At 70.7% G+C, this 11,510-nt stretch carries 10 protein-coding genes; 4 read left to right on the forward strand and 6 right to left on the reverse strand.

The genetic code is table 11. The features are described 5' to 3' along the window. Nucleotides 1–2 precede the first annotated feature (2 nt). Nucleotides 3–743 carry an LON peptidase substrate-binding domain-containing protein gene (locus AS97_RS14210; protein WP_210565008.1) on the forward strand — a complete coding sequence of 247 codons (741 nt, stop codon included), beginning with the start codon at nucleotides 3–5 and terminating at the stop codon, nucleotides 741–743. An 11-nt stretch (nucleotides 744–754) separates the two neighbouring features. Further along, nucleotides 755–1,252, forward strand: a complete 498-nt coding sequence (gene ybaK / locus AS97_RS14215; protein WP_059142219.1) for a Cys-tRNA(Pro) deacylase — start codon at nucleotides 755–757, stop codon at nucleotides 1,250–1,252. 223 nt (nucleotides 1,253–1,475) lie between these two features. Here ybaK and AS97_RS14220 read toward each other — a convergent pair whose 3' ends face one another. From AS97_RS14220 to AS97_RS14235, 5 genes are all read right to left on the reverse strand, one after another. Next, nucleotides 1,476–2,195 (reverse strand): magnesium transporter, encoded by a 720-nt coding sequence (locus AS97_RS14220; protein WP_185930045.1) that lies wholly within the window; start codon nucleotides 2,193–2,195, stop codon nucleotides 1,476–1,478. A 59-nt stretch (nucleotides 2,196–2,254) separates the two neighbouring features. After that, the gene (locus tag AS97_RS14225; protein ID WP_059142217.1) at nucleotides 2,255–3,130 is read right to left on the reverse strand and encodes an ABC transporter permease; all 876 of its coding nucleotides are present in this window, start codon (nucleotides 3,128–3,130) and stop codon (nucleotides 2,255–2,257) included. Between the two features lie 90 nt (nucleotides 3,131–3,220). Further along, nucleotides 3,221–4,261, reverse strand: a complete 1,041-nt coding sequence (locus AS97_RS14230) for an ABC transporter ATP-binding protein (protein WP_210565009.1) — start codon at nucleotides 4,259–4,261, stop codon at nucleotides 3,221–3,223. A 67-nt stretch (nucleotides 4,262–4,328) separates the two neighbouring features. Further along, nucleotides 4,329–4,463, reverse strand: coding sequence for a hypothetical protein (locus AS97_RS48565; protein WP_260613370.1), 135 nt, complete (start codon nucleotides 4,461–4,463; stop codon nucleotides 4,329–4,331). 45 nt (nucleotides 4,464–4,508) lie between these two features. Then, complete coding sequence (locus AS97_RS14235) at nucleotides 4,509–5,822, reverse strand: NYN domain-containing protein (RefSeq protein WP_210565011.1); 1,314 nt, start codon at nucleotides 5,820–5,822, stop codon at nucleotides 4,509–4,511. Between the two features lie 290 nt (nucleotides 5,823–6,112). On the opposite strand from AS97_RS14235, the gene AS97_RS14240 reads away from it, so the two are divergent. After that, on the forward strand, nucleotides 6,113–6,292 hold the full coding sequence (locus AS97_RS14240) for a hypothetical protein (protein ID WP_125759922.1): 180 nt from the start codon (nucleotides 6,113–6,115) through the stop codon (nucleotides 6,290–6,292). A 121-nt stretch (nucleotides 6,293–6,413) separates the two neighbouring features. On the opposite strand, the gene dnaE is transcribed toward AS97_RS14240, so the two are convergent. Next, nucleotides 6,414–9,959 (reverse strand): DNA polymerase III subunit alpha, encoded by a 3,546-nt coding sequence (gene dnaE, locus AS97_RS14245; RefSeq protein WP_210565012.1) that lies wholly within the window; start codon nucleotides 9,957–9,959, stop codon nucleotides 6,414–6,416. 214 nt (nucleotides 9,960–10,173) lie between these two features. Here dnaE and AS97_RS14250 point away from each other — a divergent pair, with 214 nt between their 5' ends. Beyond that, the gene (locus tag AS97_RS14250; RefSeq protein ID WP_059143473.1) at nucleotides 10,174–11,499 is read left to right on the forward strand and encodes a DUF2252 domain-containing protein; all 1,326 of its coding nucleotides are present in this window, start codon (nucleotides 10,174–10,176) and stop codon (nucleotides 11,497–11,499) included. Nucleotides 11,500–11,510: the final 11 nt, after the last annotated feature.

An 11,510-nucleotide genomic window follows, 5' to 3' on the forward strand; every position in this document is an offset into this window, starting at 1 on the left:
CCGTGACCTCCGCGCGCCTTCCGCTCTTCCCGCTGAACACGGTGCTGTTCCCGGGGCTCGTCATGCCCCTGAACGTCTTCGAGCAGCGGTACCGCTCCCTGATGCGCGATTTGTCGGCGCTTCCCGAGGACGCGCCGCGCCGGTTCGGGGTGATCGCGATCCGGGACGGCCATGAGGTCGCCCCGAGCGCGGTCGGCCTCCCGGTCTCCGTCACGCGGCCGGACCCCGGCCCCACGGCCGGGTTCGGACCGGATCCCGCCAAGTCCTTCTACGCCGTGGGGTGCGTGGCGGACGCGGCCACCATCCGGGAGCAGGAGGACGGCACCTTCGAGGTGCTGGCCACCGGCACCACCCGCTTCGAGCTGGTCTCCGTGGACTCCTCCGGCCCCTATCTGACGGCCGAGGTCAAGGAGCTGGAGGAGGAGCAGGGCGAGGGGGCCGGGGCGCTGGCCTCGGGGGTGGTACGGGCCTTCCGCATGTACCAGAAGCGGCTCGCGGGCGCCCGTGAGCGGACCCTGGCGAACGAGCAGGAGCTGCCAGGGGAACCGTCGGTGCTCTCCTACCTGGTGGCGGCCGCGGCCGTGCTCGACACGCCCGCGAAGCAGCGGCTGCTGCAGGCGCCGGACACCGCGAGCCGGCTGGCCGACGAGCTGAAACTCCTTCGCGCCGAGAGCGCCGTGATCGGTAAGCTCCCGTCGCTCCCGGCCGTCGATCTGACCCGCGGTCCCACCAGCCCCAACTGACGCGGACGAATATGCCCAAGAAGACCAAGAAGACCTCGGCGGGCACCCCCGCCACGACCGCCCTCACCGCGGCGGGCACGGATTTCACCCTGCACTCCTACGAGCACGACCCGGCAGCCCCCTCCTACGGTGAGGAGGCCGCCCAGGCTCTCGGCGTCGAACCGGGCCGGGTCTTCAAGACCCTTGTCGCGAGCGTCGATGACCGGCTTACGGTCGCCATCGTGCCGGTCTCGGCCACGCTCGACCTCAAGGCGCTCGCCTCGGCGGTGGGCGGCAAGCGCGCCACGATGGCGGACCCGGCGGCGGCCGAGCGCACCACGGGCTATGTGCGGGGCGGGATCTCCCCGCTCGGTCAGCGCAAGCGCCTTCCCACGGCCCTGGACGCGTCGGCCACGGGCTACGAGACGATCTGTGTCTCGGCCGGCCGCCGAGGGCTGGAGGTCGAGCTGTCGCCGGGGGACCTGGCGTCGCTGACGGACGCGGTACTGGCGCCGATCGCCCGCGTGTAGCGCTCACAGCGCTCCTGCGGGGCCCCTGGCGCCCGGCTCGTGCCGCCGGGACTCCGCCCCGGACCCCGGTCCTCAAGCGCCGGACGGGCTGATGTTCAGCCCGTCCGGCGCTTGAGGACACGCCGGAAGGGCGTCCAGGGACAGGGGCGGGGCGGGGAACAGCCCCCCGCAGGCGTCACGAACCGCCGGACACCCCTAGCCGCTTTGAGGCGGGCCGAACGCTCTAGCGCGCTTCCGGGCTCGCCACCGGCGGCAGAGCGGGCTCCGGGTCGCGGGGGCCGAACAGCCCCGTCAGCGCCAGATGGATCACCATCGCCGCCACCGACCACGCCAGCAGCGCCCCCTTCGCGCCCAGCTTGAGCGGGCCGTCGAAGGTGACGCCCTTACCGGCCTCCTTGGCATGCGCCACGACGTCCGAGGTGGGCCCCAGCCAGAGGCCGAGCCGCCAGGCGATCACCGAGGCGAGCACCCCGCCGATCGCCAGGCCGATGACCAGCGCGATACCGCCGTGGCGGAAGAGCAGAAAGACGATGAGGGCCGAGACGGCCCCGAAGGCGAGCCCGAGCAGCGTGAACACACCGTCCGCGCCGATCGCGTCCTCCCCTTCCGAGTTCTTCAGATAGACGGCGGTGCCGTCCGAGACCAGGGGAACCTTGGGCGCCAACCACAGCCACAGCAGCCCCAGAAGCACCCCGGAGACCGCCACCGCGATGGCGACCACCGACGCCTGCACCAGTTCGGCGCGCAACTCGGGCCCCGGCTCGGAGTACTCCGAGTGCCCCGCGTCCCCCGAATGCCCGGAAGGGGGCTCGGGGTGCTGCGGGTACCCGGAGGGATTCGGCACGGAGGAGTCCCCGGCAGGCTGCCCGTGGACCGGGGGGCGGCCCTCGGCGGGATCCTCGTGCGGCGGAGGCGGATCATGTGGCGTCAACGGTGCGGTCACCCCGTCATCGTGCCAGGCGGACGGCGTACTTCGGTCGGCGGGACGTTCGCTGCGGCGCGTCACCGCACGGCCGCCCGCCGATAGGCCCAGGTCGCGGCGGCGAGGGACACCACGGCCACCCCGGCGCACACCCCGAGGTCGGCGCAGACCACCCACCAGTCGGGCTGACCGTCGAAGGTACGGGCCAGGGCCTCCACACCGTACGTCGACGGCAGCAGATCGCGCGCGTACGACACCACCTGCGGCATCCGGTCCGCGGGCAGCACCCCCAGCAGCAGTGCGGCGGACATCCCCAACTGTCCGCACAGTGTGGCGAGTTCCTGACGCGGGGCGAGCAGCCCCAGCACGGCGCCGAGTCCGGCGAGGGCGGCGCCGGAGAGGGGGATCACGGCGAGGAGGATCCACAGATGCGTCATGGGCAGTTGGAAGAGCACACTGCCCATGACCGCGGTGACGATGGTTCCGGGCACGGTGAAGGAGGCGTAGGCGGCGGCCGCCCCGAGCACCACGGCCGAGGGCGGCACCGGCAGGGTCGCGTAGTGGTCGAGCCCGCCGCTGGCCCGGAGCTGGCCGAAGTACTGGGCGAGCAGGTTGAGCGCCACGAAGGCGACGACCAGCACGCTCGACCCGGCCACCACCGACCGCGCCCCGCTCCCGCCGTCCACCACTCCGCGCATCAGGATCATGATCCCGATGGACTGGAAGGTCGCCACGAAGAGCAGCGGTATCCGGGCCACCCGGGCCCGGGAGAGCTGGGCGCGGTAGACCGCGGCGAGCGCGGGGAAGAGCCGTGCCCGCGCCGCCAGCGGCGCGGGGATGTCCCCGGCCTCACCGGGCGCCCCCGACGTACCGGGCGAGACACCGGGCGCACTGGGCAGCCCAGCGGAAGCACCGGACGCACCAGGCACACCAGTGGTCCCGGACACGGCGGGCATGACACTCACGTTGTGCGGCTCCTCTTCGCCTCTGCGGCTCTTACGGTCACGGTCACGGTCACCGGCGTGTTCACCGGCTCGCCCCGGCGGTCACGCCTTCACCAGCCCCTCCGCGCCCTCCGCACGGCCGCCCAGGGCGATGTACACATCCTCCAGGCTCGGCGTGGCAAGGGTGAAATCGTCCAGCGCCGCGAAGGCGGAGCCACCGGTCACGGTGGCGATGGCGGCGCGCGCCTCGTCCGGCGGGAGCCGGAGCGTCCAGCGCCGCCCGGAGACGCCGTCGGCGGCCCGGGCCGCCTCGGCGGCCTTCCGCAGGGCGGCGACCTCGGGCACGTCCAGCGGCGGCTCGGTGCGCCACACCAGCTCCAGCCGCACCTCGTCGGCGACCAGCGCCTTCAGCCCGGCGGGCGTGTCGCAGGCGATGACCTTGCCGCGGTCCAGCACGGCGACCCGGTCCAGAACCGTTTCCGCCTCGATCACATTGTGGGTGACCAGCACCACAGTCACGCCCCGCTCGGCCCGCCGCCGGTCCACGGCCGCCCATACGGCGCGCCGGGCGACGGGGTCCATCCCGCTGGTGGGCTCGTCCAGCACCAGCAGCGGCCGCTCCCCCACCAGTGCGGCGGCGACGCAGGCCAGCCGCCGCTGGCCGCCGGAAAGCTTCTTGAGCGGGCGCCCGGCGATCTCCCCGAGCCCCAGCTCCTCGATCACCGCGTCCCGCTCGGCACGGGCCGCGCGGGCCTCCAGCCCGCGCAGCCGCGCGGTGGTCTCGGCGGCGAGGGCGACGGTCAGCTCGTCCAGCGCGGTCGAGTCCTGGCCGAGGTAGCACAGCAGCCGGGCGGCGCGCTCGGGGTGGCGTACGAGATCGTGGCCGAGCACCCGCACACTGCCCTGGTCGGGCCGCAGCAGGCCGGTGAGCTGCCGTACGAGAGTGGATTTGCCGGCGCCGTTGGGCCCGAGCAGCCCGAAGACCTCGCCGCGCACCACATCGAGGTCGATGCCGTCGCTGGCCCGCACGGCGGGCGTGGCGGGGGCGCCGCGGCGGCCGCGCGCCGCGGGATAGGTCTTGACCAGGCCGCGCACGGTGCACACCACATCGCCGCTCGTCGCCTGTTTCGCGCCCGTCCTCACGAGCTATGAGGGTACGCGCCCAAACACCCGCTCCCGTCCTCGGGGCCCTCGGGGACGGATCGGAGGATCACAGGACGAGCAGGTTCGGCGGCACGGTCGTGTCGGTGCCACCGGGGGTTGCGACGAGGACGGAGTACGTCCCGGGGAGCGCCACGGGCACGACGACGAGGGCGTGTCCGGCGGGCTGCTCCCTTCCCGTCACCAGGGGCGCAGCCCGCCGCGGGCGTCAAGATCCGCCGGATATCCCCTAGCCGCCCGTCTGGGCGTGCTCCGCGGCCGAGCGGAGGTCGATCTCGCGCCAGAAGCCCGCCCGGATCGCATAGCGGTCGTGCTCGTCGATCTGGTCGTCCTTGTGGGCCAGCAGCCCGAAGCGGGCCGCGTAGCGCAGCAGTTCACCGTCGATGCGGTGCGGGATGCGGGGGTACTCCGTGGAGATCTGGCGCAAGGGCCCCGGATCCCCGAGCCGGTCGATCCAGCGGCGGGCGAAGACCTGGCCGACCTCGAACGGGTCGCCGCTGACGGCCGTGATGTCCTCCTCGCGGTCGGCCCAGCGCTGCTCGGCGCTGGTGAGCTGGGCCAGCATGGGGAGGTTGGCGGTCTCCGGCGGCTCCCCCACGGCGCCGGGGCCCCGGTCGATCCAGCCCTTGTCGGAGGACCAGCGCAGGGTGGCGCCGGCGGCCTGCTGCCGCTCCGTCTGGCCGCCGGGCGCGGCCGGGCCGCGGCCCAGGTCGGCGAGGTCCTTGGGGGTGGGCACCCCCTTGCCGGCGCCCGCCGCCACGCCGTCCGCGCCCGCCTCGGGGGCCGGGGCGGCGGGACGGCCGGGGGTGGCGGCCGGGCCGGTCACGTCGGCGCCGGGCCGGGCGGCGCCGTTACGGCCACCGGGGGCCTCCGCCGTGCCGGGCGACCCGGTCGCGGCCGCGGCGGCAGCGGCGGCCGTCTCCGGCAGCGGGGCGGAGAGAATGGCCGCGATCTCCGGGCGCGGCTCGGAGACGGGCGCACAGGGCCCGGGAAGCTCCTTGGCGCGCACCGCCCTGGTGATCCAGGCGCGGTCGAGGACGCGCCGCTCATCGGCCTCGGCGACGAGGTCCTCGGACTGGTTGTAGTCGCCGTCGGCGGCCTGGACCGCCCAGAGGTGGACGGCGACGCCGTGCTCCTTGGCCGACATCAGCCCGGGCAGCAGGTCTCCGTCGCCGGTGACGAGGACGATGTCGGCGCAGGCCCGGTTGCGGGCGAGCTCGGTGAGCTCGGCGTGCATGGCGGCATCCACGCCCTTCTGGGCCCAGCGGCCGTCACTGCGGGTGAGCGCGCCCAGCCGCACGGTCACCCGGGGCATCACGCGCAGCCGCCGGTGCTCGGGCTGGGGCACACGGTCGGGGGCGCCGTCGAACCAGTAGATGCGCAGCAGCGGGCACTCCGTCTCGGCCTCGGCCCGCTCCCGCAATCCCTGGATGAGGGTCGCGTGGTCGACGGAGATACGCGATCGGGCGGGCTCCCCGGCCAGCAGGCTCGCGGCGGCGCCCAGCAGATACCCGGCGTCCACCAGGACGACGCAGCGGTCCACGTTCCACCCTCTTTCCTGACGGTCCAGTCCTCGGTCGCCCCCCGCGCACAGCCGTACCCCGGATGTGGTTTTCGGCTTTCCTTCGAGTCTGCCCGACCGTGCGGGGGTTATCAGTCCGAACTGGATCACCGGCGTGGCGGATACGGCTTACCCGCCAATACCCTCCTTCTCACTCACCGTAATTGCCCGAAATGCACGGGTCACCGCGGCATGTCACTGTTTCTTCCCGAAGGGCTTCTCCCAGCAGGGCCCTTCGCCAGGGGGCTGATCCCAACCGGAGGAACACCACCATGGGCAAGAACAAGAACCGCGATCGCAAGCAGCAGCAGGACCAGCGTCAGGAGCGCGGCGCGGCCGACCGCGGCGCCGAGCAGCAGCCGTCGATGGAGGGGCAGTCGCAGGCGATGCGGCCGGAGGGCAGCCCCGCGACGGCCCGCAAGGGCCGGCAGAAGAGCTTCGGCCACAACTGACGCACCGCGCACCGGCGCTGGGCCACCGCGGTGGCAGGCCGCGTGACCGTGGCCATCAGGGGCGCGCCCGATACGGGCGCGCCCCTGATGCGCTCTCGCCGACGTCAAGGACGCCGGGCGGTCATCCGGCCAGGCAGGACGCCCCCAACAGCACCTTGAGATCGCCGAAGAGCGCCGGGTCGGCGGTGACGCGGTGCCGGTCGAGCCGCAGCACGGTCGTTTTCCGCGCCCCCTGGAGCTTGATCCGCACCTCGGTGGCGCCGCGGTGGTGGGTGAGCACCTCGCCCAGCTTCTCGACCAGCGGCGGGGTGACCTTGACCGTGGGAATGGTGATCGTCACGGGCGCGTTGGCCGATGCCTCGGACAGATCGGGGACCATCAGCTCCATGGCGACCAGCCGGGGCACGTCCTCGCGCTTGTCGAGGCGGCCCTTGACGAAGACGACCGCGTCCTCGACGAGCTGGGTGGAGACCAGCTGGTAGGTGGCCGGGAAGAACATGCACTCGATGGAGCCGGCCAGGTCCTCCACGGTGGCGATGGCCCAGGCGTTGCCCTGTTTGGTCATCTTGCGCTGCAGACCGGAGATGATGCCGCCGATGGTGACGATCGCGCCGTCCGCGTGCTCACCCCCGGTGAGCGCGGAGATCGCGGCATCCGCCTTCTCGTTCAGCACATGCTCGATGCCGAACAGCGGATGGTCGGAGACATACAGGCCCAGCATCTCCCGCTCCTGGGCCAGCAGATAGGTCTTCTCCCATTCGACGTCCGAGAACTCGACGTCGAGGCCGAAGCCCGGCCCCTCGCCGTCCCCGCCCTCACCGGCCATGCCGCCGAAGAGGTCGAACTGCCCCTCGGCCTCCTTGCGCTTGACCGCGACCACATTGTCGATCAGCGCTTCGTAGTGCGCCGTGAGCCCCTTACGGGTGTGGCCCATCTCGTCGAAGGCGCCCGCCTTGATCAGCGATTCCGTGGTGCGCTTGTTGCACACCACCGCCTCGGCCTTGTCCAGGTAGTCCGGGAACGAGGCGTACTTCCCCTTGGCCTTGCGGCCACGGATGATCGCCTCCACCACGTTCTGACCGACGTTCCGGACCGCCGTGAGACCGAAGAGGATCACATCATCACCCTGAGCGGTGAAGTTGGCCTCGGACTCATTGACGTTCGGCGGCAGCACCTTGATGCCCATGCGACGGCACTCGTTCAGATAGACCGCCGACTTGTCCTTGTCGTCCCGTACCGAGGTGAGCAGCGCCGCCATGTACTCGGCGGGGTAGTTGGCCTTGAGATACGCGGTCCAGTAGGTGACCAGGCCGTACGCGGAGGAGTGCGCCTTGTTGAACGCGTATCCGGCGAACGGGACCAGGACGTCCCACACCGCCTGGATGGCCTCGTCGGAATACCCCTTGTCCCGGGCGCCCTTCTGGAAGGGCACGAACTCCTTGTCCAGGACCTCCTGCTTCTTCTTGCCCATGGCACGGCGCAGCAGGTCGGCCTGGCCGAGCGAATAGCCGGCGAGCACCTGGGCGGCCTTCTGCACCTGCTCCTGGTACACGATGAGGCCGTAGGTGATGCCCAGGACCTCCTTGAGCGGCTCCTCCAGCTCGGGGTGGATCGGGGTGATCTCCTGCTGCCCGTTCTTCCGCAGCGCGTAGTTGATATGCGAGTTCATGCCCATCGGGCCCGGCCGGTAGAGGGCCGAGACGGCGGAAATGTCCTCGAAGTTGTCGGGCTTCATCATGCGCAGCAGGGAGCGCATGGGGCCGCCGTCGAACTGGAAGACGCCGAGGGTGTCACCGCGGCAGAGCAGTTCGAAGGTCTTGGGGTCGTCCAGGGACAGATCGAGCAGCTTCAGATCGATGCCCTTGTTGGCGCGCACCATCTTGACGGCGTCGTCCATGATGGTGAGGTTGCGCAGGCCCAGGAAGTCCATCTTCAGCAGGCCGAGCGACTCACAGGTGGGATAGTCCCACTGGGTCACGACCTGGCCGTCGTTCTTCGGCGAGAAGACCGGGACATGGTCGGTCACCGTCTCGCTCGACATGATCACGCCGGCGGCGTGCACACCCATCTGGCGCACCAGGCCCTCGATACCGCGCGCGGTGTCGATGACCTTCTTCACATCCGGCTCGTTCTCATACATCCCGCGCACCTCGCCCGCCTCGCTGTAGCGGGGGTGCTTCTCATCGGTGATGCCGGAGAGCGGGATGCCCTTGCCGAGGACGTCGGCGGGCATGGCCTTGGTGATGCGGTCGCCCATCGCGTACGGATAGCCGAGCACCCGGGCCGAGTCCTTGATGGCGTTCTTGGCCTTGATGGTGCCGTAGGTACCGATCTGGGCGACCTTGTCGTGGCCGTATTTCTCGGTGACGTACCGGATGACCTCACCGCGCCGACGCTCGTCGAAGTCGATGTCGACATCGGGCATGGACACCCGCTCGGGGTTGAGGAACCGCTCGAAGATCAGCCCGTGCTCGACCGGGTCGAGGTCGGTGATGCCCATCGCGTACGAGACGATCGAACCGGCCGCGGAGCCTCGGCCGGGGCCGACCGCGATGCCGTTGTTCTTGGCCCACATGATGAAGTCGGCGACCACGAGGAAGTAGCCCGGGAACCCCATCTGGATGATGACGTCCATCTCGTACTCGGCGAGCTTCTGACGGTCCTCGGGGACGCCGCCGGGGAAGCGGCGGGCCATCCCCTTCTTGACCTCCTCCTGGAACCAGGTGACCTCGGTGTACCCCTCGGGGACGTCGAACCGCGGCATCAGGTCGCGCTTCTCGAACCAGCCGGTGGCGTCGATCTGCTCGGCGACCAGCAGGGTGTTGGCGCACCCCTGCTGCCAGGCGTCGGAGGAGTCGATGGCGTACATCTCCTCCGTGGACTTCAGGTAATAGCCGGTGCCGTCGAAGCGGAAGCGGTCCGGATCGGAGAGGTTCTTGCCGGTCTGGACGCACAGCAGCGCGTCATGGGCCGTCGCCTCGCGGGAGTACGTGTAGTGCGAGTCGTTGGTGACCAGCGGCGGGATGTCCAGCTTCTTGCCGATCTCCAGCAGCCCGTCCCGCACCCGGCGCTCGATCTCGATGCCGTGGTCCATCAGCTCCAGGAAATACCGGTCCTTGCCGAAGATGTCCTGGTACTCGGAGGCGGCCTTCAGCGCCTCGTCGAACTGGCCGAGCCGCAGCCGGGTCTGCAGCTCGCCCGAGGGGCAGCCGGTGGAGGCGATCAGGCCCTCGGACCACTGGGCGATGGTCTCCTTGTCCATCCGCGGCCACTTGACGAAATAGCCCTCCATATAGGCGTCCGAGGAGAGCCGGAAGAGGTTGTGCAGACCGGTCTTGTTCGACGCCCAGATGGTCTTGTGGGTGTAACCACCGGAACCGGAGACGTCATCGCGCTTCTGATGCGGCTGGCCCCACTGGACACGCCGCTTGTAGCGCCGCGACTCGGGCGCCACATACGCCTCGATCCCGATGATCGGCGTGATCCCGGCGCCCGTCGCCTGCTGGAAGAAGTCGTACGCGCCGTGGAGGTTGCCATGGTCGGTCATGGCGATGTGGGTCATGCCCATCTCGTTGCACGCGTTGAACATGTCCTTGAGCCGCGCCGCACCGTCCAGCAGCGAGTACTGGGTATGGACATGCAGGTGCGTGAAGGGCGGCTTGGTCACGGTGGAAGACCTCCGGCGAACAATCGATGACGGCAGGGCGAGACAGCTCCGAAGGTTACCCCTCCGCACTGACAGGAGCCGGGCACTCGCGAGTAGCCTCAGGCGTTGATCCCGACGGGTCATCCGGTCTTCCCGCGCACCTGGCGCGACGGAACATACCCTGTCGTATCTGCCGTACCGATCACATCCCTCATGCCCCAGGAGGCGTTCCGCGATGTCGAACCAGCAGACCCAGGCGGAACAGCGCGGCGAGCACATCCTCGCCGTATTCGACACCGCCTTCGGCGAGCTGCTCGCCGCCGACCCGGCCGCCTTCCGCGTCAAGTTCCGGAAGATGGCCGCCTCGGCGTTCGCGTTCTACCGCGGCACCGCCTGCCTGTTCTATTCCGATGTGGAGCGGGAGCGCGCCGGCGGGCCGTACCTGGACGACCGCACCAGCCGGGTGTGGATCCACGGTGACCTCCACGCCGAGAACTTCGGCACCTACATGGACGCCAACGGCCGACTGATCTTCAATGTGAACGACTTCGACGAGGCGTACGTCGGCCCCTTCACCTGGGACCTGAAGCGTTTCGCCGCCTCCGTGGCGCTCATCGGCTACACCAAGGCGCTCAGCGACGAGAAGATCACCGAGCTGGTGCGGACGTACGCGGGTGCCTACCGGGAGCGCGTTCACGCCCTGGCCACCGGCGCCAAGAACGACGAGGTGCCGCCCTTCACACTGGAGACCGCCGAGGGTCCGCTGCTGGACGCGCTGCGTGACGCCCGCTCGCTGACCCGCTTCGGGCTGCTGGACTCGATGACCGAGATCCGCGACTTCGAGCGCCGCTTCACGGCCGGCGGCGGGTCCATCGAGCTGGACGCGGCCACCCGCTACAAGGTCCTGGCCGCCTTCGACGGCTATCTGGAGACGCTCCCCGAGTCCAGTCTCTCGCGCCCGGACTCCTACCGCGTCAAGGACGTCGTGGGCCGCCGGGGCATCGGCATCGGCAGCGCCGGGCTCCCCTCGTACAACATCCTCCTGGAGGGCAACAGCGACGCCCTGGAGAACGATGTGGTGATCTACATGAAGCAGGGGCAGACCCCGGCGGTCTCCCGGCACATCACCGACGAGCAGGTGCGGTCGTACTTCCACCACGAGGGCCACCGCACGGTGATCTCCCAGCGCGCGCTGCAGGCTCACGCCGACCCGTGGCTGGGCTGGACCGAGCTGGACGGGTCGGGGCAGCTGGTCGCCGAGGTGTCGCCGTACGCGGTGGACCTCGACTGGTCCGACATCGACGACCCGGCCGAGATCGCGGCGGTCGTGGCCGACCTGGGACGGGCCACGGCCACCATGCACGCGGCCGCCGACGACCAGAGCGGCCACTCGCTGGTGCCGTTCTCCACCGAGCGCGCCATCGACGCGGTGATCGCCGCCGACGAGGACGGCTTCGCCGACCTCCTGGTGGACTTCGCGCACTCTTACGGTGCCCGCGCCCGGACCGACCATCAGATTTTCGTGGACCTCTTCCGCAACGGCCGCATCCCCGGCCTCTGATCGTCACGCCG

The sequence above is a fragment of the Streptomyces sp. AgN23 genome (assembly GCF_001598115.1).
Classification (GTDB): Bacteria; Actinomycetota; Actinomycetes; order Streptomycetales; family Streptomycetaceae; genus Streptomyces; species Streptomyces antimycoticus.